The organism is Paractinoplanes globisporus DSM 43857 (assembly GCF_000379645.1).
Taxonomy (GTDB): domain Bacteria; phylum Actinomycetota; class Actinomycetes; order Mycobacteriales; family Micromonosporaceae; genus Actinoplanes; species Actinoplanes globisporus.
Genome location: NZ_KB903322.1, coordinates 88,123 through 114,221, shown reverse-complemented (window position 1 = coordinate 114,221; position 26,099 = coordinate 88,123). Strand labels below are relative to the sequence as shown.

At 70.8% G+C, this 26,099-nt stretch carries 24 protein-coding genes; 7 read left to right on the top strand and 17 right to left on the bottom strand.

Translation table 11 applies throughout. From position 1 onward, the window contains the following. Positions 1-182 precede the first annotated feature (182 nt). The gene (locus tag A3CQ_RS0134995) at positions 183-485 is read left to right on the top strand and encodes a helix-turn-helix domain-containing protein (RefSeq protein WP_020515613.1); all 303 of its coding nucleotides are present in this window, start codon (positions 183-185) and stop codon (positions 483-485) included. Between the two features lie 184 nt (positions 486-669). Here A3CQ_RS0134995 and A3CQ_RS0134990 read toward each other — a convergent pair whose 3' ends face one another. Continuing rightward, positions 670-2,244, bottom strand: a complete 1,575-nt coding sequence (locus A3CQ_RS0134990; RefSeq protein ID WP_245577473.1) for a glycoside hydrolase family 44 protein — start codon at positions 2,242-2,244, stop codon at positions 670-672. A 154-nt stretch (positions 2,245-2,398) separates the two neighbouring features. Next, on the bottom strand, positions 2,399-3,787 hold the full coding sequence (locus A3CQ_RS0134985; protein WP_020515611.1) for a non-reducing end alpha-L-arabinofuranosidase family hydrolase: 1,389 nt from the start codon (positions 3,785-3,787) through the stop codon (positions 2,399-2,401). 679 nt (positions 3,788-4,466) lie between these two features. Between A3CQ_RS0134985 and A3CQ_RS0134980 the strand changes: the two genes are divergently transcribed. Continuing rightward, positions 4,467-5,015 (top strand): GNAT family N-acetyltransferase, encoded by a 549-nt coding sequence (locus A3CQ_RS0134980; RefSeq protein WP_020515610.1) that lies wholly within the window; start codon positions 4,467-4,469, stop codon positions 5,013-5,015. Positions 5,016-5,058: 43 nt separating this feature from the next. Then, entirely contained in the window at positions 5,059-6,726 is a 1,668-nt protein-coding gene (locus tag A3CQ_RS0134975) for a fatty acid--CoA ligase (protein WP_020515609.1), read from the top strand. Here the strand turns inward: A3CQ_RS0134975 and A3CQ_RS0134970 are convergent. From A3CQ_RS0134970 to A3CQ_RS55155, 3 genes are read right to left on the bottom strand one after another with little or no spacing between them, the layout of a single operon-like run. Continuing rightward, the gene (locus tag A3CQ_RS0134970; protein ID WP_020515608.1) at positions 6,703-7,395 is read right to left on the bottom strand and encodes a response regulator; all 693 of its coding nucleotides are present in this window, start codon (positions 7,393-7,395) and stop codon (positions 6,703-6,705) included. The two genes, A3CQ_RS0134975 and A3CQ_RS0134970, sit on opposite strands and share 24 nt — an antisense overlap. 56 nt (positions 7,396-7,451) lie before the next feature. Continuing rightward, entirely contained in the window at positions 7,452-8,009 is a 558-nt protein-coding gene (locus A3CQ_RS55160; protein WP_040433564.1) for a YdcF family protein, read from the bottom strand. A 9-nt stretch (positions 8,010-8,018) separates the two neighbouring features. Continuing rightward, the gene (locus A3CQ_RS55155) at positions 8,019-8,729 is read right to left on the bottom strand and encodes a winged helix-turn-helix transcriptional regulator (RefSeq protein WP_020515606.1); all 711 of its coding nucleotides are present in this window, start codon (positions 8,727-8,729) and stop codon (positions 8,019-8,021) included. Positions 8,730-8,814: 85 nt separating this feature from the next. On the opposite strand from A3CQ_RS55155, the gene A3CQ_RS0134955 reads away from it, so the two are divergent. Then, on the top strand, positions 8,815-9,576 hold the full coding sequence (locus A3CQ_RS0134955; RefSeq protein WP_020515605.1) for a class I SAM-dependent methyltransferase: 762 nt from the start codon (positions 8,815-8,817) through the stop codon (positions 9,574-9,576). Continuing rightward, complete coding sequence (locus A3CQ_RS0134950) at positions 9,573-10,394, top strand: alpha/beta fold hydrolase (protein WP_020515604.1); 822 nt, start codon at positions 9,573-9,575, stop codon at positions 10,392-10,394. Before A3CQ_RS0134955 ends, A3CQ_RS0134950 begins: the two co-directional genes overlap by 4 nt. On the opposite strand, the gene A3CQ_RS0134945 is transcribed toward A3CQ_RS0134950, so the two are convergent. Next, positions 10,370-11,020, bottom strand: a complete 651-nt coding sequence (locus A3CQ_RS0134945; RefSeq protein WP_051115445.1) for a DUF2238 domain-containing protein — start codon at positions 11,018-11,020, stop codon at positions 10,370-10,372. The two genes, A3CQ_RS0134950 and A3CQ_RS0134945, sit on opposite strands and share 25 nt — an antisense overlap. A gap of 226 nt (positions 11,021-11,246) precedes the next feature. Further along, a complete protein-coding gene (locus A3CQ_RS0134940) occupies positions 11,247-12,236 on the bottom strand; it encodes a GlxA family transcriptional regulator (RefSeq protein ID WP_020515602.1) in 990 nt (329 codons plus the stop codon). Positions 12,237-12,318: 82 nt separating this feature from the next. Here A3CQ_RS0134940 and A3CQ_RS0134935 point away from each other — a divergent pair, with 82 nt between their 5' ends. Both A3CQ_RS0134935 and A3CQ_RS0134930 read left to right on the top strand, forming a co-directional pair. Further along, positions 12,319-12,957, top strand: coding sequence for an HD domain-containing protein (locus A3CQ_RS0134935; protein ID WP_026206546.1), 639 nt, complete (start codon positions 12,319-12,321; stop codon positions 12,955-12,957). A 40-nt stretch (positions 12,958-12,997) separates the two neighbouring features. Next, positions 12,998-13,918, top strand: coding sequence for an NADP-dependent oxidoreductase (locus A3CQ_RS0134930; RefSeq protein ID WP_020515600.1), 921 nt, complete (start codon positions 12,998-13,000; stop codon positions 13,916-13,918). Here the strand turns inward: A3CQ_RS0134930 and A3CQ_RS0134925 are convergent. From A3CQ_RS0134925 to A3CQ_RS0134880, 10 genes are read right to left on the bottom strand one after another with little or no spacing between them, the layout of a single operon-like run. Next, positions 13,915-14,499 (bottom strand): sarcosine oxidase subunit gamma, encoded by a 585-nt coding sequence (locus A3CQ_RS0134925; protein WP_020515599.1) that lies wholly within the window; start codon positions 14,497-14,499, stop codon positions 13,915-13,917. The genes A3CQ_RS0134930 and A3CQ_RS0134925 overlap by 4 nt on opposite strands. Beyond that, positions 14,492-17,173: a 2Fe-2S iron-sulfur cluster-binding protein gene (locus A3CQ_RS0134920; protein WP_020515598.1), complete on the bottom strand. Its 2,682-nt coding sequence runs from the start codon at positions 17,171-17,173 to the stop codon at positions 14,492-14,494. Before A3CQ_RS0134920 ends, A3CQ_RS0134925 begins: the two co-directional genes overlap by 8 nt. Continuing rightward, positions 17,170-17,415, bottom strand: a complete 246-nt coding sequence (locus A3CQ_RS60275; protein WP_020515597.1) for a sarcosine oxidase subunit delta — start codon at positions 17,413-17,415, stop codon at positions 17,170-17,172. Before A3CQ_RS60275 ends, A3CQ_RS0134920 begins: the two co-directional genes overlap by 4 nt. Before the next feature lie 12 nt (positions 17,416-17,427). Then, positions 17,428-18,639: a sarcosine oxidase subunit beta family protein gene (locus A3CQ_RS0134910; RefSeq protein ID WP_026206545.1), complete on the bottom strand. Its 1,212-nt coding sequence runs from the start codon at positions 18,637-18,639 to the stop codon at positions 17,428-17,430. Further along, positions 18,621-19,604: an ABC transporter substrate-binding protein gene (locus A3CQ_RS0134905; RefSeq protein WP_084699358.1), complete on the bottom strand. Its 984-nt coding sequence runs from the start codon at positions 19,602-19,604 to the stop codon at positions 18,621-18,623. Before A3CQ_RS0134905 ends, A3CQ_RS0134910 begins: the two co-directional genes overlap by 19 nt. Positions 19,605-19,626: 22 nt before the next feature. Beyond that, on the bottom strand, positions 19,627-21,609 hold the full coding sequence (locus tag A3CQ_RS0134900) for an ABC transporter permease (protein WP_020515594.1): 1,983 nt from the start codon (positions 21,607-21,609) through the stop codon (positions 19,627-19,629). Continuing rightward, a complete protein-coding gene (locus A3CQ_RS0134895; protein ID WP_040433563.1) occupies positions 21,609-22,628 on the bottom strand; it encodes a quaternary amine ABC transporter ATP-binding protein in 1,020 nt (339 codons plus the stop codon). Before A3CQ_RS0134895 ends, A3CQ_RS0134900 begins: the two co-directional genes overlap by 1 nt. An 18-nt stretch (positions 22,629-22,646) precedes the next feature. Beyond that, entirely contained in the window at positions 22,647-24,116 is a 1,470-nt protein-coding gene (locus A3CQ_RS0134890; RefSeq protein ID WP_020515592.1) for an aldehyde dehydrogenase family protein, read from the bottom strand. Further along, positions 24,113-25,771: a choline dehydrogenase gene (gene betA / locus A3CQ_RS0134885; protein WP_020515591.1), complete on the bottom strand. Its 1,659-nt coding sequence runs from the start codon at positions 25,769-25,771 to the stop codon at positions 24,113-24,115. The genes A3CQ_RS0134890 and betA overlap by 4 nt, the downstream gene beginning before the upstream one ends. After that, a complete protein-coding gene (locus A3CQ_RS0134880) occupies positions 25,768-26,094 on the bottom strand; it encodes a bifunctional 3-phenylpropionate/cinnamic acid dioxygenase ferredoxin subunit (RefSeq protein ID WP_020515590.1) in 327 nt (108 codons plus the stop codon). The genes betA and A3CQ_RS0134880 overlap by 4 nt, the downstream gene beginning before the upstream one ends. Between the last annotated feature and the right edge of the window lie 5 nt (positions 26,095-26,099).

Sequence of the window (26,099 nt, the reverse complement as noted above, 5' to 3'; positions counted from 1 at the left end):
CGAGAGGTGGTCTCCGGTCACGCTTACGCGATCCCCGCAGCCCAGCCCGCCGACGGCGGCAGGTGCGGATACGACAACCCGACGACTCTGTCGGTAGATGGTGTTTTGACCTACAACCCGGGCCCCGGCGCTTCCGCGCCGGGGCCCTCGTCATGGAGGTATATGTGGCCCAACCCGATGACATGTTCGGCGACGATGACTACCCCGCCTACACGATGGGCCGCGCCGCGGAGATCACCGGCGCTTCGCAGGACTTCCTGCGTCGGCTCGACGAGGCGAAGCTGATCACCCCGTTCCGCTCGGCCGGCGGACACCGCCGCTACTCCCGCTACCAGTTGCGCCTCGCCGCACGGGCTCGAGAGATGGTCGACCAGGGCATCCCGCTCGAAGCCGCCTGCCGGATCATCATCCTCGAGGACCAACTCGAAGAAGCCCTCCGGCACAACGAGAACCACCAGCGCAGCCAAGAAACCGGCCCTATCTGACCCGATCACCTCACAGTCCATCTCCACCGAGCGACACAGAAGCATCGACGTCATGCCGCATCGAACGGCTGGTCACGCTGGCCGCCCGGATCGTTCACGAGGAAGGTTTCCGGATCCACCCCGCAAGACCCGGGTCCGGCGCCAGTCCCAGCGGCGATCCCGGCGGAACGTTCCCCCGCGTGCGTCAGCTTCGCGGTAGAACGAGCATCGTGATGGAGTTCGCCGGGTACGTCGCCACGGCGCCGCCCCGGGCCACCGCGAGATCGTCATTGCGGACGATGGAGGTGAGATCGGCGGGGCTGTAGGTGAAACGCTTCGCCGTACCAGTACCGCGGAATCCGGCGATCGACAGTGTCGATGTCAAGTCTTCGCCCGTCTTGTTGACGACCATGAGGGTCAACGCCTTGTCGGACGAGCGCTGGGCAGCGTACGCGGCAAGCTGTCCCTGGTCGCTGCTGGCCGCAGACACGCTGACGTCGCCGAAACGGCTGCCCGCACCGTCGTAGTTGCGATACATCCGGAACGCGTAGGCGCCGGGCTGCGTCGGCTGGGGTTCGCCCCACATGGTCGCCAGATCGAGTCCTTCCCGCCCGAAGATGCCCAGGACGTCGGCCTGGGCCAGCGCGCCGTTGATGGTGTCCAGCGCGCCCCAGTTGTACTCGGTGATGGCGATCCTGGTGCCGGGGTAGTACTGGGCCACCCACGCCTTCATGGTGCGGATGAACTGCAGCGGTGGGGCGTTCACGCCGCTCGGGCCGATCCACGACTCGTCGACATAGGTCGGATCCCACAGCGAGCGGGTGGATCGTAGACGCAGCGCGTTCGCGTCGGGGTCAGTGCCGCCGCTGATCTGCGGGTAGTAGTGCTGGTCGAAGTAGTCGAGGAAGCGCTTGCCGCCGTGGGCCTTGCTGTAGTCCCTCATGTTCTTCAGGTACCACTGGGAGAGGTTGAGCCCGCCGTGGGCAGCCGCGTCGGCGCCTGGCGCGCATCCGTCCGCCCCGGAAGCCACCCACTCGCAGTAACCCCAGCCCGACGGGCCGAGCACGGCGGCAGTGGGGTCGGCTGCCTTGATAGCTGCAGCAGTCGCCGTGCCTTTGCCGCCCAGCTCGTCGTATGTCACGACGTCGGGGTGCACGTCGCGGTGGGTGGAGCTCCACAGCACCGGCTCGTTGTCGAGCTCGTATATCCGTACCCCGCTCCGCGCCGCCGTGCCGAACTGGTTCACCAGGTGTGTCACCATCTCGCCGGCGAAGGACGGACCCGCTGGGGTGGAGGTGTCCGACGGGTCCGCCCCGGTGAGGTTCGCGCCGTTGAGCCGGCCGTTGCCGCAGTTCGGATCCCACTGGTCGAAGCTGTCCTGCGCCGGGAAACGGGTGGCGGGGAATCCGCAACTGAAGGGATGCGACTGCGGCGAGTCCTTGGCGACCCAGCCGATCAGTGGCACGGTGACGATCTGTTTGGTGCCGCGGTCGCGGTTGGTCCGGACGAACGACTCCACCGTGTTCTCCGGCCCGGCCACGATGTTTTCGAAATACCAGTCGCTACCGGTGTTGTAGGTGTGGTTTTTGAAGTTGTAGCGGCTGCTCGCGTTGCCGCCCCAGCGCGCCACTGGCATACCGATCTCCGCAGCGAACGCGGGATCAGCCCCGTTGAGCCCGTAGATATCGGGGCTGATCGCACGGCGGGCGGCGGCCACGTTGACGGACAGCGCCGGTCCGGTGGTGGCGGCGGCCAGAGCCGGCGCCGGGTGGGCGGCCACGCCGGCCGCGACCAGTGTCACGGCGATGCCGCCGGCGGTAACCCGCGGCTTCCGCGTCCGTCGAGTACGCATCGAAACCCTCCCAAAGGCCTTGTTCGATTGACAGGTATCAGGTGCTGGAGACGGCAGGCGGGCACACATGCGGCTCGCGGCGTCAGCGCTGCAGGGTGAGCACGGCCGGTCGCCACGGCAGGAGGTTGTAGTCGGTCCCGTCGGAACTCGGGTTCCGGCCCTGGTAAAGCAGTTGCAGGCCGCAGGGGTCGATGGTCTTGGTCTGGTCGGCGTTGGCGCGGACCAGATCGCCGTGGCTTATGTCGTTGGTCCAGGTCGCGCCGCTGTTGGCCTTACCGGCGAACGGGTTGCTCTCGGTCGCGGCCAGCGGGGTCCACGTGCCGTTCAGGCTGGTAGCGGTGAACGACCGGAAGTAGCGGCCGTTCGCGCCCATCGCCTCGACCAGCATGAGGTACTGGTTCTGCCCTTGGACCTTGTAGACCTCGATCCCTTCGAACAGGTTGGCCGTGGTGTCGCTCATGACCACCGTCGAGGCGGTGCCGAAGTCGCCGGGGAAGTTCCCGATCGGCATGCTCGCCCGGTAGATCTTCCCGTTGTCCCCGGCGAAGAAGAGGTACATGGTCGTGCTGTCGCCGATGAGTGTCTGATCGAGCGGCGACGAACCGGAAATGCTCCCGGAGAACAGCGGCCGGTTCGCCGACCAGCCGTTGGCGTTGGTGGGGTCGCTCGACGTCTTGTAGAAGAACGGTGTGGCGCCCCACTGGCCGGTCAGCACCCAGATGTTCTTCGGGGCGAAGTAGAACAGAGTCGGCGCGACGGCGGAGGAGGACATCGTGTTCTGACTCGCGGAGGCCATGTCGGACCAGTTGGTGAACAGACCGAAGTTCATCGACCCGTACGATCCGTTCGTGTCGGTCGTCGACGCGTAGACCAGGTGCTTGCCGTTGTAGATGACGCTGGAGAAGTCCTTGAGCCCGACCCAGCCGGATTTGGGCGTCGCCAGCGGGCCGGTCGACGTCCAGCGGAACGCCGAGGGCAATGTGCAGGTGCCGGTCGGCGGTGTCGTGGTCGGCGCGCTGGTGGGAGCCGTCGTGGGCACGGTCGTCGGAGTCGTACCGCCGGTGCACGTCACCCCGTTGAGGGTGAAACTCGCCGGTGCCGGGTTGCTGCCGGTCCACGAGCCGTTGAAGCCGAACGACGCTGTGCCGCCAGTGGCGATCGAACCGTTGTAGCTGACGTTTTTCGCCGTCACCGCCGAACCGTCCTGCGTCAATGCCGTGTTCCACGCCTGCGTCACTGCCTGGCCGGCGCTGAACGACCAGGTCAGCGTCCAACTGGTCAGTGGATCACCGAGGTTGGTGATCGTCACGTTGACGCCGAAACCGCCCTGCCACTGTGACGACACGGCATAGTTCACCGAGCATCCGGTGGTCGCGGCGCCGGCAGGCGCGGCCACCAGGACCGTCGCCGACACCAGCGACAGGACACCGGCCGACATCCAGCCGACGTTGGTTGCGCTCGATCCGGCCATGCCTGCTCCCTTGACCACAGTGGCAACACATCGATGTCCTTGATTGTGGTTGAACGTTAACACCGCGGGCCGAATTATGGGAGCGCTCCCAGATCGCGTCCGTTCAACCCCTCAAGGAACGCCACCGCGCCGCGGATCGTCGCCAGGCCGTCCGGCTGTGCCCGGCGCGGCCTGGTTTCGGCTGATCGCATCACCGCGGTTCGGCCCGAGCCGGCCAGCCGCAGCGGCGCATTGCTTGCAATGGTGGAGATAATGCGCGCCGACGCGCATCGTGCGTTGTCATGTGTAGATCTGCTGATCTGCGCTTGCGCCGCCATCCGCGGACTCGTGATCCTGCACGACGACAACGACTTCGTGGCGGCCCGCACGACACCTCCCGGACTTGGCCGAGCGACGAGTCCACTCGCTTCCGTAAGTCGGGCAGACAGGACGATCTGGTAGCGTCCCGGCGGCGTTGCGCAGCCGGGACGACGTGCAGACAAAACCCGTGCAAGGGACGGGCGCTCGCGCCGTCCCTTTGGGTATCCGTATGGGTGGGGCGGACGGGACTCGAACCGGTCCAACCGCTGGGGCGTGCGAGGTTGCGCGCTGGAAGGGCGCACGGTGTCGGTGCGGCTGACAGTGGCGCATTTATGTCGTACAGGGCGGTCAGAATGCGGGGATGACGTTCACGACTCGGATGCTTGCGGTCGCGACCTGGGACGACTTTGCCGCGCTCGTCGAGGCCAACAACGGCGTGTGGGGCGGTTGCTGGTGCATGGGGTTCCACCCGGAGGGGGTTGGCGCCGGGCATACCGCGGAAGGGAACCGGGAGGCCAAGCACCGGCACGTGACGCGGGGGACGGTTCGGCAGGTGCTCGTCTATGACGGTGAGCGGTGCGTCGGCTGGTGTCAGTTCGGCACGCCGCCGGAACTTCCGAACATTCAAAACCGGCGCACGTACGACCGGGGAGCCGGCGAGCCCCCTGACTGGCGGATCGGGTGCATCTTCACCAACTCGAAGGACCGCGGCAAGGGTGTCGCCGCCGTGGCCGTCGCGGCGGCGCTTGAGGAGATCAAGCGGGCCGGCGGCGGTGTCGTCGAAGCGTATCCGGAGCAGACCGCGGAGCGGCCGCCGCAGCGGGGCGCCTACCTGCACACCGGGCCGGAGGAGTTGTACGAGCGGTACGGCTTCACGCGCGTACGGAAGATTGCGAAGTGGCGATGGGTCATGCAAGCCCGGGTCTGATCGCCCCTAGCCGTTGTGACGTGGCGCACATTACCGTTGCGGGATGCGCAGCACGATGATGCCCACGCCGCTGCTGGTGTCGCGGATTCTTCAGCATGGACGCTCGGTGCACAGCGGTGCCGAGGTCGTCACCTGGGCCGGCCCTGAGGCCGCGCCGCGCCGGATGACGTACGGGGAGGTCGGGCGCAAGAGCGCGCAGCTGGCCCACGCCCTGCGGGACGACCTCGGGATCACCGGCGACGAGCGGGTCGCCACCCTGATGTGGAACAACGCCGAGCACCTGATCACGTACCTGGCCGTGCCCAGCATGGGCGCCGTGCTGCACACGCTGAACCTGCGGCTGTTCCCCGAGCAACTGGCCTATATCGCCAACCACGCCGAGGACCGGGTCGTCATCGTGGACAGCACGCTGATCCCGCTGCTCGCCGGTGTGCTCGACAAGCTGACGACGGTCCGGCACGTGGTGGTGGTCGGGGACGGCGACGTGAGCCCGCTCGGCCAAGGCGACCGGGTGGCCGTGCACCGGTGGGACGAGCTGCTGGCCGGCCGGCCCGAGCAGTTCGACTGGCCGGAGCTGGACGAGAACGACGCCGCCGCGCTCTGCTACACCTCCGGGACGACCGGCAACCCGAAGGGCGTCGCCTACTCCCATCGGTCGATCTATCTGCACTCCATGCAGGTGCCGGCGGCCGAGACGTTCTCGCTCGGCCCGCGCGAGCGGGTCCTGGCGATCGTGCCGATGTTCCACGCGATGGCCTGGGGCCTGCCGTACGCGTCCTTCATGGCCGGCGCCTCGATCGTCATGACCGACCGGTTCCTGCAGGCGGCCCCCATCGCGGCGATGATCGAGGCCGAGAGGCCGACGTTCGCGGGCGCGGTGCCGACCATCTTCACCGACCTGCTGGCGTACCTCGACGCCAACCCGGCCGACGTCTCCTCGGTCAAGGAGGTCGTGATCGGCGGCTCGGCCTGCCCGCCGTCGCTCATGCACGCCTTCGACGAGCGGTACGGCATCCAGGTCATCCACGCCTGGGGCATGACCGAGATGTCGCCGCTCGGCTCGGTCGCCCGTCCGCCCGCGCACCTCAGCGGCCCGGAGGCCTGGGCCTACCGCTACACCCAGGGCCGCGTGCCGGCCTCGGTCGACGCCCGGATCGTCGGCCCGCTCGGGGAGGCGCTGCCGGCCGACGGCAAGGCGGTCGGCGAGGTCGAGGTCCGCGGGCCGTGGGTCACCGGCGAGTATCTCGGCGAGGGCGGTCCCGACCCCGACAAGTTCCGCGACGGCTGGCTGCGTACCGGTGACGTCGGCACGCTGTCGGCCGACGGCTACATCGTGCTGACCGACCGGGCCAAGGACGTCATCAAGTCCGGCGGCGAATGGATCAGCTCGGTCGAACTGGAGAACGCGCTCATGGGCCACCCGGCGGTGCTCGAGGCCTGCGTGGTCGGCGTGCCCGACGACAAGTGGGGCGAGCGTCCCCTCGCGACGGTCGTCGTCCGGGAGGGGGCCACCGTCACCGTCGGCGAGCTGCGGCAGTTCCTCGAGGGCCGGACAGCGCACTGGCAGGTGCCCGAGCGCTGGGCCTTCATCGAGCAGGTGCCGAAGACGAGCGTCGGCAAGTTCGACAAGAAGCGGGTCCGGTCCAGCTACGCCGGCGGCGAGCTCGAGGTGGTCACGACAGGATCCTCAGAGGCTTCGGACGGCGCTTGATCCGAGCGCCTGCGTGACGACGCGGGTCAGCTCCTCCGGCGAGTTGGTGCAGCCCAGCGCGCCATGCTTGCGGGCCTCCTGGACGTGCTCCGGCGAGCGGGAGCTGGCGTAGATCATGTACGGGGTGCGGTCTCCCCGGCTCCGCAGGGTGTCGAGCAGCGTGTACCCCGCGCGGTCATCCGGCGGACGGCTCATGTCCGAGATGATGAGGTCGAAGGACTGGCGTTTGAGCTGCTCGAGCGCGTCCTCGGTGGAGGTGCTCAGGGCGAAGCGGACGCCGAGGGCCTCCATGGCCTGCCGCTCGTAGCGGTTGTTGCCGGGGTGGTCGTCGACCCAGAGGACGAGCTTGTCGCGCAGGCGGCGCTGGCTGCGGGCGTCGGGAAGCGCGGCGGCGACCGTGTCCGCGACGGCGGCCGGATCCGCGTCGCCGGGAGAGCCCGCCTGGGAGGCGGCCGCGGCGCCGAGCGCGGCCGCGGCCTCTACTTGCTGGCGCCGGGCGGAGGCCTCCAGGCCGGGCGCCTTGAACGAGAACTCGCCGAGATGGCCGAGGAAGTCGGCGAGCGAGCTGCGGAATCGGATGGCCAGGAACACCAGCAGCGCCGGCCAGACGAGGACGGCGAGGAGGCCCGCTATCGCGTCGATGAGCCGGATGACCTGATCGGCTGTCATGGTTTCCCCCGCGGCCGCCAAAATATTCACAGCAGACTATCGTCACGGCGAATCGGTCAGCAGGAGGTCTCGATCGTGTACGCCTTCACCATCGCGGCCGCCTGATAGAGGACCTGTCCGGGATACCAGTACCAGGGCAGATGGGCCGTCGCGACGAAGATCTGACCGGGGTAGCACCGCCGGACCCGCAGTTCCGCGCGTTTCGCCTGGTCGGGGGAGGTCACGAGAATCACGGAGTGCCAGCCGTGCTCCCGGGCCAACTGCTCGATCGAGCGAGCCTCGCCCCGGGTGGTGAACGGCTCGGAGTGGAAGCAGATCACCGGTACGCCGCGGAGCCGGCCGTCGTCGCACCACCCGGCCACGGCCCGCTCCTCGTCGGAGACCGAGATCGCCGCGACCGGCGCCCGGCCCTCCCGGACCAGGTCGAGCGCGACGGAACGCCGGTTGCCGGGCCCGCCGAGCTGGATGATGGCGTCGGCCTTGTCGGGCAGTGGGGGCAGGCTCGGCCAGACGAACAGGCGTGCGGCCAGCGCCGACGCGCCGACGAGAACCACCGCCAGGACGACCAGCACCACCCGGCGCCTTCGTCGTCGCCGGGTGTCGGTCTTGGTCATCTGCCCAGGTTATGTCGGGGCCGCTCCGGTCCCGGGCCCGGGCATCGCACCACGCGAGCGCGGTTCGATGCCGGCGTACGGGCTGAGCCGTCCCCAGCGGGCAAGCTCCTTCTCGAGCCAGCGCGGCGCGGCCACGGTCATGCCGCCGGTCCGCTGCGCCGCGCCGAGCGTCAGTTGCCCGGCGTACCAGCGGACGAGCGAGGCGGTGTCGCTGGTGACCACGCCGTCCTCGGGATAGCCGGGCGGCTCGGCGCACACCTCGTTGCCCGTCCGGCCGGCGACCAGCCAGTACCGGCTGGGGCCACGCACGCCGGTCAGGTCGAAGCGGACCACCACCCGGTCGCGAGGCAGCGAGCCGGGATCGATCATCCGGGAGACGGTCCAGAGCGCGAGGTAGGGATCCTGGTCCTCCGGCCGCACCTCGAGCCAGCGGGCGCCCCATGCGCCGAGCGCGACGCAGACCCCGGCCAGCTCGCGGCCACAGTCGGTGAGCTCGTACCGCGTGCGCCTCCCAGAACCGGCCTGCCGGACGACGCCGTACCGGCAAAGCGTCCGTAATCGGGTGGCCAGCACGCTGCGGGGCAGGCCGGGCGCACCGTCCAGGATCTCCACGAACCGACCGCAGCCGAGCTGCAGATTGCGGAGGATGATCGGCGTCCAGCGCTCCGCGAACACCTCCGCGCCGAGTGCGACCGGGCAGTACTGACCGTAACCGCGCATATCCCATCGTGCGGCGGCCGGTCCGCCCAGGGGAAGTCCATTCTTCGTACCTCCCGGCGCGGCGGCCGCAGCGCAGCCTGATCGCATGTGGGAACTCGGGAACTACGACCGGATCGCCGAACTCATCGCCGGCATGGGCCGCGATCTCGTGACCGCCGCGGACGTACGCCCCGGCCAGCGCGTCCTCGACGTGGCCGCGGGCACCGGCAACGCGGCCATCGCCGCGGCCCGCGCGTCGGCCCGCGTCACCGCGCTGGACGTCACCCCGCAGTTGCTCGACGTCGGTCGCCGCGTGGCGGGGGAGTTGCCGATCGAGTGGGTGGAGGGTGACGCGACGAAGCTCCCGTACGCGGACGGTGAATTTGATGTTGTGTTGTCCGCGGTCGGCGCGATGTTCGCCGCCGACCAGGAGGCGACCGCTCGCGAGCTCGTGCGGGTGTGCCGGCCGGGCGGACTGGTGGCGATGGCGAACTGGACGCCGGACGGCGGCGTGGGCAGGTTTTTCGGGCTGCTCGCGCGTTACCAGGACGGGCCGCCGCCGGGGCCGTCGCCGACGCGGTGGGGCGATCCCGAGCAGGTCCGCGCGCTGTTCGGCGGCCTCCCGGTCGAGACCGAGCACCGCGTCGTCGAGTACGGCTTCACCGGCACCCCGGCCGAGCTGGCCGCGCTCTACCGTTCCGCCTTCCCGCCGGTGATCGCGACGCGGGCCGCGCTCGACGGCGACGACGCGCGGGCCGCCTTCGACCGCGACCTGGTCGGCCTGCTCACCGCCGAGAACGAGGGTCCGCCCGGCGGGCCGGGGCGATGGAGGTTCGCCTGGCTGCTCGTCCGGGTGCGGGTGAGGTGACCGTGCGCCGGGCCCGGATCGAAACACACCAGATTGCGTACGAGGAACGGGGCGCCGGTGAACCCGTGGTGTTCATCCACGCCGGCCTGTGCGCGGACTGGTTCGCCAACCTCATGGACGAGCCGGCGCTCGCCGGGGCGTACCGGCTCATCCGGTGTCACCGGCCCGGCTACGGCGACAGCGACCGGATCGACGGGCCGGTGACCGTCGCGCGACTCGCGCACCACTGCGCCGCGCTGCTGCGGTACCTCGGAATTGAGCGGGCGCACCTCGTCGGGCATTCGTCCAGCGCCGTGATCGCCCTGCAGCTGGCCATCGACCGGCCGGACCTGGTGTCGAGCCTCGCGCTGCTGGAGACCGCGCTGCTGGCGATACCGAGCGGACAGTTCGCCGCCGACGCGATGCGGGCGTATCTCGACGGCGATCCGACGGCAGCGGTCGACCGGTGGATGCGCGGCGTCGGTGGCTCCGGCTACCGCGATCTGTTCGATGCGGTGCTGCCCGGCGCGATCGAGCGCGCGGAGACCGACGCCGGCACGTTCTTCGGGCAGGAGCTTCCGGCCGTACGGGCGTGGGCGTTCGGCCGGGCCGAGGCCGGCGCGATCGGCTGTCCCGTCCTGCTCGTGGTCGGCGAGCGCAGCAAGGACCTCAGCCCGGTCTTCGACGAGCGGCACGCCCTGCTGCGCGCTTGGCTGCCGCGGGCGGAGTCGTTCGAGTTGCCCGGCGCGAATCACCTGATGCACCTGCAAAATCCCGGCGGGCTGGCGGAGCGTCTCGCCGCGTTCCTCTCGCGTCATTCCGCCGGGCGGTCCAGGTGATACGCCCGCAGCTGCCGGTCGTGGACCCGGGTGAGCAACAGGAGGCTGGCCACCGCGCCGACCGCGGCCATGAACATGTCCCACTGCGTGTCCCAGATGTCGCCCTGCGCGCCCAGGAAGTCGTCGGCGGCGGACCCGCCGATCAGGGCGGAGACCCACTCGAACAGCTCCCAGGTCGCGCTGACCGCCATCACGACGCACCAGACCAGGGCGTTCAGCCAGCCGCCGGGCCGCAGCGGGGTGCGGCGCAGCAGGATTTCCCGGGCCACGATCGCCGGCACGAAGCCCTGCGCGAGATGCCCGAGCCGGTCGTACGGGTTGCGGCCCAGCCCGAGGGCGTCGCGCACCCAGTCGCCCGCGGGCACCTCCGCGTACGTCCAATGCCCGCCGATCATCAGGATGAGCGACTGCGCCAGGATGAGCCGGTAGGCGAGCGGCGTGAGCGGGAACCGCCGATACGTGAGCACCAGAATCGGCGCGGCGATGACCGCGGCGAGCACCTCCATGAACCAGGTGCCCAGCGACTTGGCCCCGATCGCCGAGACGCACAGCGCGACGATTCCGATCCCCAGCAACACCACAGGCTCACGACGCCGCGCCGGCGCGGCGGATGCGGTAGCGGTCACCAGCACAGCCTGCTTTATCAACAACCCACGAGCCATAGGTACGCGTACCCAACCCCGTGGCCGACATACCACCAGCCCGTCGGCGCACATGCCCTGATCATCGCCGTGGCGTACTCGTCCGGCAGACACCTCTGCGAGTGAGGTCGGAGAGCTGGGCGGCCTGGTCGCTCAACTGCTGGCAGTACGCGATGTGCGAGGCGTCCAGCTCGGTTGACGAAGCAGCCGGTCAGCTGATGGGTGAGTTGGACCGGGGGCGGCGGGCGGTGCTGAAGCGGCGCTGGTAGGCGGCGGGGGTCAGGGAGAGCTTGCGGGCGAAGACCCGGCGCATGCTTTCGTAGCTGGGGAAGCCGGCGAGGGACGCGGCCTGCGTCGCGGTGTGGCCCTGGTCGAGCAAGGCGCGGGCCAGGTCGAAGCGGATGTTCTCCACGTAGCGGGCCGGCGTCGTCGACAGCTCGTCGTGGAAGAGCCGGGTGAGATGCCGCGTGCTCATGTTGAGGTGTTTGGCGAGGTGATCGAGCGAATGGTCGGCGCGGGGGTTCGCGGTCACCAGGTCGGTTATCTTGCGGAGGTCGGGCGAGCGGGGCGGCGGGCCCTGCAGCGGCGCCGAGAACTGGGACTGGCCGCCGGCGCGCTGCATGTAGACGACCAGGGCGCGGGCGACGTCGCGGGTCACGCCGGGACCGTGGTCCTCCTCGACCAGGGCGAGCGCGAGGTCGATGCCGGCCGTCACGCCGGCCGAGGTGTACGTGGTGCCGTCGCGGACGTAGATCGCGTCGGGCTCGACGCGGCAGGTCGGGCAGCGGGCGGCCAGCTCGTGCGCGACCTTCCAGTGGGTTGTCGCGCGCTTGCCGTCGAGGAGACCGGCGGCGGCCAGGACGAACGCGCCGGTGCAGACCGACGCGACTCGGCCGGCCACGGCCGACGGTATCCGTGCCGCCTCCGCCAGGTCGGCGGGGACCCAGGCGCGCGGGTAGAGGTCGGACCCGGCCACCATGAACGTGTCGAAGGCGGGTTCCGCGGAGACGGCGCCGTCGACCGCTATCCGGACCCCCAGGTTCGACGTGATCTCGGCGCCGGTCGGTGACACCAGCACGATGCGGTAGTCGGCGCCGAACCGGTTCGCCTCCTTGAACACCTCGGCGGGACCGGCGACGTCCAGCAGCGTCACGCCGTCGTAGACGAGGATCGCCACCCGATGGGAAGCCACACCGACCATTGGTAGCACAGGTCCGAATTTAAGTGATTCGTGGCCGGACGAGGGCGGCGGCGCGCCCCGCCCGGCGGGCAGCATGGAGGTCATGCCAGAGGTCATCGCGGGCCTGGCGGTTCCGGAGACGGCGGCGGTCGCCGAGGCGACCAGGCTGATCCGGGACACGACCAGCCCTCTCGTCTACCACCATTCCCGGCGGGTCTTCCTCTTCGGCTTGATCCACGCTCGGAAGGCCGGCCTGACACCGGACCCGGAGCTGCTCTACCTGGCGGCCATCTTCCACGACTCGGGTCTCATGACCCCCTTCTCCGAGGTCGAGCAGCGGTTCGAGCTGGACGGCGCCGACCACGCGCGCGCCTTCCTCCAGGGCCGGGGATTCTCGGCGGCCGCCGCCGAGACGGTCTGGACGGCGATCGCCCTGCACACCACGCCCGGCATTCCCGGCCGGATGGCTCCGGAGATCGCGGCCACGTACTTCGGCGTCCTGACCGACGTGGTCGGCTTCGGCCGGGACGAGCTGGACCCGGATCAGCTGGGCGAGATCCTCGCCGTTCACCCGCGCGGGGACTTCAAGAACGAATTCCTGCGGGCGTACGCGGAGGGGCTCAAGAATCGCCCGGACACCACGATCGGCACAGTGAACGCCGATGTCCTCGAGCACTTCGTCCCGGGCTTCCGGCCGGCGACCACGGTCGAGCGCATCCTCGGCTCGTCCTGGCCGAGCTGACGTACTACGTACGCGAAAAGATTTGGAAAGGATTGTGAACATGCGCGCGATCACCGTGCAGGACCGTGACGCGGGTGTCGGCGGTCTCACCCTGACCGAGATGCCGTACCCCCACGCCGCGGAGAACGACGTCATCGTCCGGGTGCACGCCGCGGGATTCACGCCCGGCGAGCTCGCCTGGCCGGCGACGTGGACCGATCGTGCCGGTCGCGACCGGACTCCCAGCATCCCCGGGCACGAGCTGTCCGGAGTCGTGGCCGAGGTCCCGACCGGAACCACCGGCCTGACCGTGGGGCAGCGGGTGTTCGGACTCGCCGACTGGGCCCGCAACGGTTCGCTGGCCGAGTTCGTCGCCGTCGAGGCGCGCAACCTGGCCCCGCTCGCGGCCGACATCGACCACACCGTGGCCGCCGCGCTGCCCATCTCGGGGCTGACCGCCTGGCAGGGTCTGTTCGACCACGCCCGCCTCACGACCGGGCAGACCGTTCTTGTCCACGGTGCCGCGGGCGGTGTCGGCTCGCTCGCCGTCCAGCTCGCGCGGGAGGTGGGCGCCTTCGTGATCGGCACCGGCCGCGCCGGCGACCGCGACACCGTGCTCGGGCTCGGCGCGCAGACCTTCCTCGATCTCGACGCCGACGACCTCGGGACGGCGGGCGAGGTGGACGTGGTCCTCGACGTCGTCGGCGGTAAGACCCTCGAACAATCGGCGGAACTGGTACGCCCGGGCGGCACGCTCGTCTCGATCGCCATGCCGCCGCCGGTTCAGCCCAAGGACGGGCGAGCCCTCTTCTTCATCGTCGAGCCCGATCGGGTCCGGCTGGCCGACCTCGCCGAACGGGTCCGGGCCGGACGGCTCAAGCCGATCGTCAGCGCGGTGCGGCCGCTCGCCGAGGCCGCCGCAGCGCTCGCCCGCCACCACCGCGCGCCCGGCAAGACGATCATTCGGGTGGCGGAGGACTAGGTCGGAATCCCGGTGTACTCGACGCTCGCGTCGACGAGCCAGTCGGCCAGGTGAGCCGCGAAGGACGCCCGGACGAATATCAGGAAACCCGGGTCGCGCCGGAACAGCACGACCGGCGCGTGCGCCAGCTCGGTCTGCACGCAGTCGCCGGGCCCGAACGAGCGCGGATGCAGGTCGATCGCGCACCCGAGGGCCAGCAGGTCGCGGACCCGGGGACCGCTGAGCAGCAGGGTGGTGCGCTGGGCGGAGACGTCGACGACCGACACGTGCTCGGAACCGGCGGCCGGCCGCAGCTGCCCGGCCAGCCGCTCCGCCGCGCCGGGCGGCCCGACGACCAGCCATTCGTCCGGGCCGAGCCAGAGGACGTCGACGTCGCCGGATCGCGCACTGGTGCATGCGTGGGTCGGCAGCGTGACGCCGAGCGCCGCCGCGGCCGGCCCTTTCGGGTCCAGCCGCAGATCGAGCTGGGTGAGGAACGGAACCTCGGCCATCGCGATCGCGCCGCCGGCCGCGTCGGTGACCCGGGCCAGGCGGTCCGCGGCGCCGGCCAGGGGGGAGTGCCGGGTGGTCGGCTCAGCCATCGCGCCGTGCCCCTTCCGGGTCGTAGAGAACGGAGCTGGTGATCGTCACCGGCACCAGGTCGTCCCCGAGCGGCGCGAAGACCCGCTCGCCGATCCGGTCCCGGCCGCCCCGGACCAGGGCGAGCGCGAACGTCCGGCCCAGCGCCGCGCTGTGGTAGGCGGACGTGACGTGTCCCAGGGTCGGCACCGGGGGTTCGGGCAGCGCCGGCGTCTCCACCAGGTGGGCGCCCTCCGGCAGCAGGGTCCGGCCGTCGTCGGGGAGCAGGCCGACCAGCTGCTTGCGGTCGGCGCGGCTGGTGTCCGCGCGGCTGAAGGAGCGCTTGCCGACGAAATCGGGCTTCTTCTTCGAGACGGCCCAACCCAATCCGAGGTCGTACGGGGTGACCGTGCCGTCCGTGTCCTGGCCGATGATCGGGTAGCCCTTCTCGGCCCGGAGCACATGCATCGTCTCCGTGCCGTACGGAGTGATGCCGTGCGCGGCTCCGGCGGCCAGCACCGCGTCCCACAGCGCCGCGGCGTCCCACCAGCTCACGTTGAGCTCGTACGCCAGCTCGCCGGAAAAGCTGATCCGGAAGACGCGACCCGGGATGCCGGCGAGGACCGCGTCCCGCCACGTCATGAACCCGAAGCCCTCCCGGCTGACGTCGAGGCCGGGGGAGAGGGCGGCGACCACCTCCCGGGATCGCGGCCCGACCACCGCGACCGTGGCCCACTGCTCGGTCACCGAGGTGCAGTGCACGCGCAGCTCGGGCCACTCGGTCTGCAGCCACTCCTCCATCCAGTCGAGCACCGCGGCGGCGTTGCCGGTCGTCGTGGTCACCAGGAAGCGGTCCTCGGCGAGCCGGCTGACCGTCCCGTCGTCGAGCACCATCCCGTCCGGCCGGCACATCACGCCGTACCGGACGGCCCCGACCTTGAGCGTGCTCATCATGTTCGTGTACAGGCGGTCGAGCAGCACGGCCGCGTCCGGGCCGCCTACCTCGATCTTGCCGAGGGTGGAGGCGTCCATCATGGCCACGCCCTCGCGGGCGGCCCGGCATTCGCGTAGCACCGCGGTGACCATGTCCTCGCCGTCGCCCGGGTAGTACCACGGCCGCTTCCACTGGCCGACGTTCTCGAACGGCGCCCCGTGCGCCTCGTGCCACGCGTGCAGGGCCGTCACCCGTACCGGGTCGTAGCGCAGGCCCCGGTCGCGGCCGGCGAGGGCGGCGAAGCTGACCGGCGCGTACGGCGGGCGGAACGTCGTCGTGCCCAGCTCCCCGATCTCGGCGCCGATCAGCCCGGCGACCACGCCACTGGTCAGCGTGCCGGAGGTCTTGCCCTGGTCGTGCGCGGTTCCCGCGGTGGTGTACCGCTTGACGTGCTCGACCGAGCGCATGCCGGTGCCGGTGGCCCGCTCGAGGTCGGCCACGGTCACGTCGCGCTGCAGGTCCACAAAGGCGGTGGCGGGGTCTCCGCCCGGCAAGGTCCAGACGGCGATGCCCGGCGTATGCGTGCCGACGACCGTTACGGCCTGACGGCAGCTCCCGTCCGGGCGGAAGGCGCCCAGCTCCTCGTCGTAGGTGAGGCGGCCGCCGGCCTGGCTGTACAGCGCTGCTACCGGGTTCCACCCGCCCGAGACGAGTAGCAGATCCGCGTCCAGGTCGCGGGCCGGCCCGCCGTCCTTGCGGCGCAGAGTCACGGCGGAGACCCGGTCCTCCCCGATCACGCGGGCGACGGCGTGGCCGTCGAGAACGTCGATCCCGCGCTCGGCGCAGCGTTGCGCCCACGCCGGGCTGCCCCCGGGCCGCAGGTCGGCGACCGCCGCGATCTCGACTCCCGCGGCGTGCAGGTCCAGTGCGGCGGCGTAGGCACTGTCGTTGGTGGTCATCACCACCGCGCGCCGGCCGGGCCGGACCCCGTACCGGTTGACGTAGGTGCGGGCGGCCCCGGCCAGCATGACGCCGGGACGGTCGTTGTCGGCGAACGCCAGCGAGCGCTCGTGGGCGCCGGTGGCGAGCACGACCTCCCGCGCCCGGATGCGCCAGATCCGCTCCCGGGACAGGTGCGCGGGGGCGTTCGCGCCGAGGTGGTTGGTGCGCCGCTCGACCGCGACGACGTAGTTGTCGTCGTAGTAGCCGAAGGCGGTCGTGCGGGTCAGCAGGCGCAGCTCCGGGTTGGGCGGCAGCTCCGGGACGGGCGAGCCGGCGCCCAGGAGGCTCCCGCCCGGCCGCGGCTGGTCGTCGATGACGATGACGCGGCCCCCGGCCGATGCGGCGGCGGAGGCGGCGGCGAGCCCGGCCGGCCCCGCGCCGACGACGAGGACGTCGCAGTGCGCGTGGATCGCGTCGTAGCGGGCCGGGTCGGGCCGATCGGCCAGGCGGCCCCGGCCTCCCAGGCCACGCGCGACGAGCCCGTCGTACAGCTCGACGGTCGTCGCCGGCAGCATCGGCTCCGGGAACGGCTCCTCGATCTGTACCAGCGCGTTGGGCTCCTCCACGCCGGCCGAGAAGATGCCCCGCGGCCGTCCGAGCCGGATGCTTGCTCCCGTCCGGTGCACGCCGTTGGCCAGCAGCGCCGAGGCGAGCGTGTCGCCCTCGTACCCCGTGTAGTCCCGCCCGTCGAAGCGGAAGCGCAACGGCCGGCTCCGATCGACGAGCCCGCCCCGGTCGGTCCGGAATTCCTGGCCGGTCATGAGGCCACGATCTCGTTGGTGACGGTGTCGCGGACCAGGGTGAACCAGCGGCGGCAGCCGGCGCTGTGGCTCCAGCGCTCCTCGAACGGGCCCTTCGGGTTGTCGCGGAAGAACAGGTACCGCGCCCATTCCTCGTCGGAGAGCGCACCGGGGTCGGCGGGGTACGCCACCCCGGCCGCTCCGCCGTAGTGGAACTCGGACTCGTTGCGGGGACCGCACCAGGGACAGGGGATGAGCATCATCGTGGCGATTCCTCAGTGTGCGACGGCGGCGGCGCCGTGTTCGTCGACGAGCGCGCCGGTGGTGAAGCGGTCCAGGCCGAACGGCGCGTTCAGCGGGTGGGGCGAACCGTGCGCGACGGTGTGCGCGTAGCACCAGCCGACGCCGGGCGTGGCCTTGAAGCCGCCGGTGCCCCACCCGCAGTTGAGGTACAACCCGTCGACCGGGGTCGGGCCGACGATCGGGGAGGCGTCGGGCGTGACGTCCACGATGCCGCCCCACGTGCGCAGGAGGTGGGCACGGGCGAAGACCGGGAAGAGTTCGAGCGCCGCCGACATCTGCCGCTCGATGATGTGGAACGCGCCGCGCTGCCCGTACCCGTTGTAGCTGTCGATGCCGGCGCCCATCACGAGCTCGCCCTTGTGGGCCTGGCTGACGTAGACGTGCACGGCGTTGGACATGACCACGGTCGGGTGCACCGGTTCGAGCAGCTCGGAGACGAGCGCCTGCAGCGGGTGGCTCTGCAGGGGCAGGGGGATGCCGGCCATGGCGGCCACCACCGAGGTGTGGCCGGCCGCGCTGAGCGCGACCCGGCCGGCCCCGATGGTCCCCCGCGTCGTGTGCACCCCCGTCACCCGCCCGCCGGCCATGGAAAGGCCGGTGACCTCGCAGTTCTGGATGAGGTCGACGCCCAGGGCGTCCGCGGCGCGCGCGAACCCCCAGGCGACGTAGTCGTGCTTGGCGATGCCCGCCCGCGGCTGGTACGTGGCGCCGAGCACCGGGTACCGCACGTCGGGCGAGATGTTGACGATCGGGCAGACCTCCTTGACCTGCTCGGGGCCGAGCCACTCGGCGTCGACCCCGTTGAGCCGGTTGGCGTGCACCCGGCGCACGCTGTCGCGCACGTCCTGCGGGCTGTGCGCGAGGTTGAGCACGCCCCGCTGGCTGAACAGGATCGGGTAGTCGAGCTCCTCCTCCAGGCCCTCCCACAGCTTGAGCGCGTGCTCGTAGATGCCCGCGCTCTCGTCCCACAGGTAGTTCGAGCGGATGATCGTCGTGTTGCGGGCCATGTTGCCGCCGGCCAGCCAGCCGCGCTCCAGCACCGCCACGTCGGTGATCCCGTGGTTCTTCGCGAGGTAGTAGGCGGTGGCGAGCCCGTGCCCGCCGCCGCCCACGATCACCACGTCATAGCGGCTCCGGGGCTCGGGGTTGCGCCAGAGCCGCCCGGTCATTTCGCCGGCAGCCATGCCTTGACCTTGTCCGGGTTGGCGTCGACCCACTTCTTGGCGGCGTCCTCCGGCGACATCTTGTCCTCGGAGATGTACTTGGAGACGGTGTTCTGGTCGTCGTTGGTCCAGCTGAACGCCTTGACGAGCTGGTAGGCCGGTCCGTTGGCGTCGGCGAACTTCTTGCTGACGATCTTGTCGAGGTCGTACTTCGGGTAGTCGCAGGCGACCTTCGCGGCGTCCGCGTCGCAGCCCGCGGTGTACGGGGGCAGGTTGACCTTGACCAGCTTGACCTCGGAGAGGAACCACTGCGGCTCGTAGAAGTAGCCGAGCAGCGGGGTCTTCTTCGCCTCGGCCTGCCGGAACGCCTGGATCAGCGCGGTCTCGCTGCCGGCGTAGACCACCTTGAAGTCGAGCTTGAGGTTCTTGACCAGCGCCTCGTCGTTGGTCACGTAGGACGGGTCGCCGTCGAGCAGCTGGCCCTTGCCGCCGGACTCCGAGGTCTTGAACATCGCCGCGTACTTGTTGAGGTTGTTCCAGTCGGTGATGTCGGAGTACTTCGTGGCCATCCACGGCGGGACGTACCAGCCGATGACGCCCTCGTTGCCGGTCTGCCCGGCCTCGACCGCGGTCTTCTGCTCGTCGATGTACTTCTTCTTCAGGTCGTCGTGGCCCCAGTTCTCCAGGATCGCGTCCACCTCGCCGGTGCCGAAGCCCTGCCAGGAGACCTCCTCCTTGAGATCCTTCTTGGTCACCTTGCAGCCGAGGTTCTTCTCCGCCACGTACGCGACGACGGCGGCGTCGGCCTCGTACCCGACCCAGGGGTTGACGGCGAGGTTGAAGGTTCCGCAGTTGGCCGCCTGCGCGGAGGCGCCGCCGCCGGTGGTCGTGGAGTCACCGACCTTCGCGCCGCCGCAGGCGGTGAGCGCGACGGTGAGGGTCGTGGCGATGGTGGCGCCGGCCAGCCGGCTGAAATGAACAGTCATGATTCGCATCCTTTGTGAGGGGTCAACGGGGGCGGGTCTTGGCGGCCGAGCGCTGGGCGGCCGCGCGGGCGATGCGGTCGAGCATGATGCCGAGCAGCACGATGGCCACGCCGGCGGCGAGCCCCTTGCCGTACAGCTCGCCCTGCGAGAAGCCGGCGACGACGTCGTAACCGAGCGCGCCGGCCCCGACGAGGCCGCCGACCACGACCATGGAGAGCACGTAGATCAGGCCCTGGTTCGCGGCGAGCGTCAGCGACTGCCGCGCCATCGGCAACTGGACCTTCGTGATCATCTGCCAGGTGTTCGACCCGGCGGCCGTCGCGGCCTCGACCGTGGTGGGGGAGACTCCCCGTACGCCGTCTGCAATGATCTTGATGGCGACCGGCGCCGCGAAGACGACGGCCGCGACGATCGCGGTGAACCTGGTGGCCGAGAAGAGCGCCAGGAACGGCACCAGGTAGACGAAGGGCGGCATCGTCTGGCCGGCGTCGAGGACCGGGCGGATGATCCGGTCCACGTGCCGGTTGCGCCCGATCCAGACCCCGAAGACGATGCCGAGCACCATCACCATCAGCGTCGCGACGATGGTCATGGCGAGGGTCGTCATGCTGTCCTGCCACAGTCCCGTGCCGACCAGCAGTCCGATGCAGACGGTCGTGGTGGCCGCGGCGCGCATGCTGCCGAGCAGCGACGCGAGCGCGATGGCCGCCGCACCCACCAGCCACCAGGGCGACTCGGTGAGCAGGGCCTGAAGCGGATCGACCAGCAGGAGCGTGACGGCGTTCTTCACGGCCTGGGTCGCGGTGCTCAGGTCGTCCTGGGCCCAGGTGGTGACCGCGTCGGCGCCCCGGGCGAGAGCGCTGCCGGCACTGCCCTCGCCGGGGAACTCGGCCGCCCACACGTACGTGTAGGACAGGTAGCAGCACACCACGGCCAGGACGCCGAGCAGGACCTTGAGCGGCAGGCGGAAGCGGCTCGGCCGGCCGGCCTGGTCGACGCGGGCGCCGGCGGCCGTGGTGACCCGGTCCAGCACGATGGCCATCACCACGATCGCCAGGCCGGCGTTGAACGCCGTGCCGACGTCGAGCGTCTGCAGCGCCTTGACGACCGTCTTGCCGAGCCCGGGGGCGTCGATGAGGGCCGCGATGGTCACCATCGACAGCGCCGCCATGATCGTCTGGTTGACGCCGAGGACGATGGTGCGCTTCGACATCGGCAGCAGGACCCCGGTGAGCGTCTGCCATCGGGTCGCACCGAGCGACTCGGTCGCCTCGATCGGCGTCGGGGGCACCGACCGGATGCCGTGGGCGGTGAGGCGGATCGCCGGCGGCATGGCGTAGATCAGCGTCGCGATCACCGCCGAGGCCGGTCCGATCAGGAACAGCAGGGTCAGCGGGGCGAGGTAGACGAAGGTGGGCATGGTCTGCATGAAGTCCAGGACCGGGGTGACCAGCCGGTTGAACCGGTCGGAGAGCCCGGCCCAGATGCCCAGCGGAATACCGAGGAGCAGCGAGATCGCCACCGCGGCCAGGGTCAGCGCGAGGGTGTCCATGCTCTCCTGCCAGAGCCCCTGCAGGCCGAAGAAGACGAACCCGGCCGCGGCGAGCAGCGCGACCCGCCAGTTGGCGAAGACCCAGGAGACGTACGCGACCACGGCGACGACGCCGAGCCAGCCCAGGACGGGCACCGGGCGGCCGAACGACGGCTGGGAGAGCAGCGACTGGACGAACGTGGCGAAGGCGCCGACGACCGCCCGGATCTCGTTGATGACGTACAGGAAGATCGGGTTGCTGTTGCGGTTGGCCCCGATGGTGTCGTTGAGGTCGTTGAGCCAGCGATGCAGCGGGGTCAGGTCGGCGGGGGAGAGGGCGAGCGTGTCGCGCCCCCGGACCAGCGGCCACAGCGCCACCCAGACCACCAGGACCGCGCCCGCCTGCACCGGCCTGCTCAGCTGCCGGCGGAGGCGGGCCCGGGGCGCCGCGGCGGTGGTCGTGGTAGTGATCATCAGGCACCGGCCAGCACGGCGAAGATCTCGTCGCCGGTGACGACCCCGAGCAGCTGCCCGTCCTCGACGATCTTCACCGGCTTCCCGGCGTCGAGCACCGGGCGCGCGGCGTCGACCACGACCACGTCCGGGCCGAGCTCCGGACCGTCGAGCGGCTCGTCGGGCCGCGGCGGCCGCATGACCCAGCGCAACGTGAGCACCCGCGCCCGCGGGACGTCCCGGACGAAGTCGCGGACGTAGTCGTCGGCGGGCGCCCCGACGAGATCGGCGCCGGTGCCGCACTGCACCGTCATGCCGTCGCGCATGATGAGGATCCGGTCGCCGAGCTTCAGCGCCTCGGACAGGTCGTGGGTGATGAAGACCATCGTCTTGCCGACCTCGTGGTGCAGCCGGATGACCTCGTTCTGCATGTCCCGGCGGATCAGCGGGTCCAGGGCGGAGAACGGCTCGTCGAAGAAGAGCACGTCCGGGTCGACGGCCAGCGCCCGGGCCAGCCCGACCCGCTGCTGCATGCCGCCGGACAGCTGGTCGGGGTACGAATTCTCGTACCCGTCGAGGCCGACCAGTTCGATGACCTCCATGGCGCGCCGGGTCCGCTCGGCCCGCCCGGCACCGCGGATCTCCAGCCCGTAGGCGACGTTGTCGACGACCCGGCGGTAGGGCAGCAGCCCGAAATGCTGGAAGACCATGGAGAACTTCCGCCGGCGCAGCTCGCGCAGCCGCTTGCGGTCCGCGTTCAGGATGTCCTCGCCCTCGAAGACGACCTCGCCCGCGGTCGGCTCCACCAGCCGGGTGAGGCAGCGCACCAGGGTCGACTTGCCCGACCCGGACAGGCCCATGACCACGAAGACCTCGCCCGGCGCGACGTCGAAGGAGATGTCGCGCACCGCCGCCGTGCAGCCGGTCCGGTCGAGCAGCTCCCGCCGGGAGAGCGCGCAGAGGTCGGTCGAGGCGGGGACCTGCGCCGCCTTCGGCCCGAACACCTTCCAGAGATCGCGGACCGAGATCACCCGGGTCATGGGAACGCTCCAAAAGGGCTAGCCGCGGAACCAGTGCTGCGGCCGGGGGTCGATGTTCTGCCAGATGTGTTTCGTCTCGCGATACTCGTCCAGACCGGTCGGGCCCAGCTCGCGGCCGATTCCGGACTGCTTGAAACCGCCCCATTCGGCCTGCGGCACGTACGGGTGGTAGTCGTTGATCCAGACGGTGCCGTGCCGCAGCCGCCCCGCGACCCGCTGTGCCTTGCCCGCGTCCTGGGTCCAGACCGCGCCGGCCAGGCCGTACTGGGTGTCGTTGGCGATCCGGACCGCCTCGTCCTCCCCGGTGAAGGTCTCGACCGTGAGCACCGGGCCGAACGACTCCTCGCGGACCACGGTCATGCCCGTGCGGCAGCCGTCGAGCACCGTCGGCGGGTAGTAGAAGCCGTCGGCCAGTGCCGGATCGTCGGGCCGGCGGCCGCCGCAGAGCAGCACCGCGCCCTCGGCCACACCGGCCGCGACGTAGCTCTCCACCTTGGCCAGATGCGCCGCCGAGATCAGCGGCCCGGTCTCCGCGCCGGCGTCGAACGGCCCGCCGAGCCGGATCCGGGCGGCACGGGCGACGAGCGCCTCGACGAACACGTCGTGGACGGACTCCTCGACGACGAGCCGCGCGCCGGCCGAGCAGACCTGCCCGGAGTGCAGGAAGACGGCGGTGAGCGCGAAATCCACCGCGGTCGCGAAGTCGGCGTCGGCGAACACGACGTTCGGGTTCTTGCCGCCGAGCTCCAGACACACCCGCTTCACGGTGGCGGAGGCGGCGGCCATCAGGGCACGGCCGGTCGCCACGCCACCGGTGAAAGAGATCAAATCCACATCCGGGTGTACGGCGAGGGGCGCGCCGGCCTCGGCCCCGGCGCCGAGGACCAGGTTGGCGACGCCGGGCGGCAGTCCCGCCTCGTCGAGCAGGCGCATCAGGTGGACGGCCGTGGACGGGGTCAGCTCGCTGGGCTTGAGGACGAACGTGTTGCCGGCGGCCAGCGCCGGAGCCACCTTCCACGACGCCTGCAGCAGCGGATAGTTCCACGGGGTGATGAGCCCGCACACGCCGACCGGCTCGTGCACGATCCGGCTGATCGCGTCCGTTCGGCCCGTCTCGATGACCCGTCCGGCGTCGGTCGCCGCGGTCCCGGCGTAGTAGCGGAAGCAGGCGGCGACGTCGTCCATGTCGTACTCGCTCTCGACCAGGCGCTTGCCGGTGTCGAGCGATTCCGCCCGGGCGAGTTCCGCCTTGTCGCGGGCGATCAGGTCGGCCACCCGGAACAGCAGCGCGGCCCGCTCGGTCGCCGGGGTGCCCGGCCAGGGCCCTTCGTCGAAGGCCTTCCGGGCGGCGGCGATGGCCGCCAGCGTGTCGGCGGGGCCGGCCTCGGCGACGGTGGCGACGAGCCGTCCGTCCGCCGGGCAGCGGATCTCGCGCTGCCCGCCCGCCGCGGGTTCGCGCCACTCGCCGCCGATCAGGAGATCCTTCACCGCTGGGCCTCCGGGGCGTGACGGTAGAACGCGACCGGGTCCGGCGCCGGCGGCGTGTTCTCGAGGATGAGGTCGGCCGCCTTCTCGGCGACCATCATCACCGGCGCATAGATGTTGCCGTTGGTGACGTACGGCATGACCGAGGCGTCGACCACGCGCAGTCCGCTCAGGCCGTGCACCCGCATGGTCAGCGGGTCGACCACGGCCATGTCGCCGGTGCCCATCCGGGCCGTGCAGGAGGGATGCAGCGCCGTCTCGCCCTCCCGCGCCACCCAGTCGAGGATCTCCTCGTCGGTCTGCACCGCCGGTCCCGGCGAGAGCTCGCCGCCGTTGAAGGGCTCGAGGGCAGGCTGGTTGAGGATGGCGCGGGAGACCCGGACGGCCTCGACCCATTCGCGGCGGTCCTGCTCGGTCGAGAGGTAGTTGAAGCGCAGGGCGGGATGGACCCGTGGATCCCGGCTGACGATCTTCACGGAGCCGCGCGAGTCGGAGTACATCGGGCCGACGTGCACCTGGTAACCGTGGCCGCCGGCGGGAGCGGAGCCGTCGTAGCGCACCGCGATCGGCAGGAAGTGGAACATCAGGTTGGGATAGCCGACGGTGTCGTTGCTCCGGACGAACCCGCCCGCCTCGAAGTGGTTGGTCGCCCCCGGGCCGCTGCGCAGGAACAGCCATCGCGCGCCGATCCACGGCCGGTGGCGCCATTTCAGATAGGGCTGCACCGACACCGGTTGCGTACAGGCGTACTGGATGTAGACCTCGAGGTGGTCCTGGAGGTTCTCGCCCACGCCGGGCAGATGGTGCACGGGGGTGATGCCGAGCCCGGTCAGCTCGCCGGCGTTGCCGACGCCCGAGAGCTGCAGGAGCTGGGGAGTGTTGACCGCACCACCACAAAGGATCACTTCGCCGCCGTACGCCCGCCGCGGCGCGCCCCGGCCGTGCTCGTATTCGACGCCCACCGCTCGCGTGCCCTCGAAGAGGACCCGGGTGACGAAGGCCCGGGTCCGCACGGTGAGGTTGGGCCGCTTCAGCACCGGGTGCAGGTAGGCCCGGGCCGCCGACAGCCGCCGCCCGCGCCGGATCGTGCGGTCGAACAGGCCGAAGCCCTCCTGCCGCTCGCCGTTGACGTCGCCGGTGGCGGGATAGCCGGCCTGCCGGGTCGCCTCGAGCATCGCGCCGAAGATCGGGTTGGTGCCGGGGCCGCGTTCGAGCACGAGCGGGCCGTCGTGGCCGCGGAACCCGTCGTCCGGGCCGGCGGCGAGGCACGACTCCATCCGTTTGAAGTACGGCAGGCAGTGGGCGTAGTCCCAGGTCGCCATGCCGGGGTCGGCGGCCCAGCGCTCGTAGTCCAGCGGGTTGCCGCGCTGGAAGATCATGCCGTTGATGCTGCTCGAACCGCCCAGCACCTTGCCCCGGGCGTGGTAGATCCGCCGCCCGTTCATGTGCGGCTCGGGCTCCGACTCGTACTTCCAGTCGTAGAGCTTGTTGCCGATGGGGAAGGTCAGCGCGGCCGGCATGTGGATGTAGACGTCCCACGGGTAGTCGGAGCGGCCCGCCTCCAGCACGAGAACCCGGTTGGCGGGGTCGGCCGAGAGCCGGTTGGCCAGCGCGCAGCCCGCGGAGCCGCCGCCGACGACGACGAAGTCGTACGTCATACGCGACCCGCCTCGAGGTCGGAGAGCGCGACATGGACCACGCCGTCGATCACCTCGACCCGATGGGTCCGGATCGGCCTCTTCGCCGGGGGCTCGTCGACCTGCCCCGTCCGCAGATCGAACCGCGAGGAGTGCAGCGGGCATTCGATCTCGCACCCCTCGAGCCAGCCGTCGGCCAGGGACGCGTCCTGATGCGTGCAGGTGTCGTCGACGGCGAAGACCTCGCCGTCGTCCGTGTGGAAGATCGCCACAGGGGGGTCGATCGCCCAGCGGTACGCCTCGCCGCGCGGGATGGCGCCGAGCGGGCAAACGGGTCGCAACATCGGGG

Excerpts from the sequence above, each read along its gene's own strand:
- A3CQ_RS0134925 (WP_020515599.1), bottom strand. The coding sequence starts at position 14,499 with ATGGCTGAGCCGACCACCCGGCACTCCCCCCTGGCCGGCGCCGCGGAC.
- A3CQ_RS0134955 (WP_020515605.1), top strand. The coding sequence starts at position 8,815 with ATGTGGGAACTCGGGAACTACGACCGGATCGCCGAACTCATCGCCGGC.
- A3CQ_RS0134910 (WP_026206545.1), bottom strand. The coding sequence starts at position 18,639 with ATGGCTGCCGGCGAAATGACCGGGCGGCTCTGGCGCAACCCCGAGCCC.
- A3CQ_RS0134935 (WP_026206546.1), top strand. The coding sequence starts at position 12,319 with ATGCCAGAGGTCATCGCGGGCCTGGCGGTTCCGGAGACGGCGGCGGTC.
- A3CQ_RS0134940 (WP_020515602.1), bottom strand. The coding sequence starts at position 12,236 with ATGGTCGGTGTGGCTTCCCATCGGGTGGCGATCCTCGTCTACGACGGC.
- A3CQ_RS0134905 (WP_084699358.1), bottom strand. The coding sequence starts at position 19,604 with ATGACTGTTCATTTCAGCCGGCTGGCCGGCGCCACCATCGCCACGACC.
- A3CQ_RS0134980 (WP_020515610.1), top strand. The coding sequence starts at position 4,467 with ATGCTTGCGGTCGCGACCTGGGACGACTTTGCCGCGCTCGTCGAGGCC.
- A3CQ_RS0134880 (WP_020515590.1), bottom strand. The coding sequence starts at position 26,094 with ATGTTGCGACCCGTTTGCCCGCTCGGCGCCATCCCGCGCGGCGAGGCG.
- A3CQ_RS55155 (WP_020515606.1), bottom strand. The coding sequence starts at position 8,729 with ATGCGCGGTTACGGTCAGTACTGCCCGGTCGCACTCGGCGCGGAGGTG.
- A3CQ_RS0134985 (WP_020515611.1), bottom strand. The coding sequence starts at position 3,787 with ATGGCCGGATCGAGCGCAACCAACGTCGGCTGGATGTCGGCCGGTGTC.
- A3CQ_RS0134930 (WP_020515600.1), top strand. The coding sequence starts at position 12,998 with ATGCGCGCGATCACCGTGCAGGACCGTGACGCGGGTGTCGGCGGTCTC.
- A3CQ_RS55160 (WP_040433564.1), bottom strand. The coding sequence starts at position 8,009 with ATGACCAAGACCGACACCCGGCGACGACGAAGGCGCCGGGTGGTGCTG.
- A3CQ_RS0134975 (WP_020515609.1), top strand. The coding sequence starts at position 5,059 with ATGCGCAGCACGATGATGCCCACGCCGCTGCTGGTGTCGCGGATTCTT.
- A3CQ_RS0134900 (WP_020515594.1), bottom strand. The coding sequence starts at position 21,609 with ATGATCACTACCACGACCACCGCCGCGGCGCCCCGGGCCCGCCTCCGC.
- A3CQ_RS0134970 (WP_020515608.1), bottom strand. The coding sequence starts at position 7,395 with ATGACAGCCGATCAGGTCATCCGGCTCATCGACGCGATAGCGGGCCTC.
- A3CQ_RS0134895 (WP_040433563.1), bottom strand. The coding sequence starts at position 22,628 with ATGACCCGGGTGATCTCGGTCCGCGATCTCTGGAAGGTGTTCGGGCCG.
- betA (WP_020515591.1), bottom strand. The coding sequence starts at position 25,771 with ATGACGTACGACTTCGTCGTCGTCGGCGGCGGCTCCGCGGGCTGCGCG.
- A3CQ_RS60275 (WP_020515597.1), bottom strand. The coding sequence starts at position 17,415 with ATGATGCTCATCCCCTGTCCCTGGTGCGGTCCCCGCAACGAGTCCGAG.
- A3CQ_RS0134995 (WP_020515613.1), top strand. The coding sequence starts at position 183 with ATGTTCGGCGACGATGACTACCCCGCCTACACGATGGGCCGCGCCGCG.
- A3CQ_RS0134920 (WP_020515598.1), bottom strand. The coding sequence starts at position 17,173 with ATGACCGGCCAGGAATTCCGGACCGACCGGGGCGGGCTCGTCGATCGG.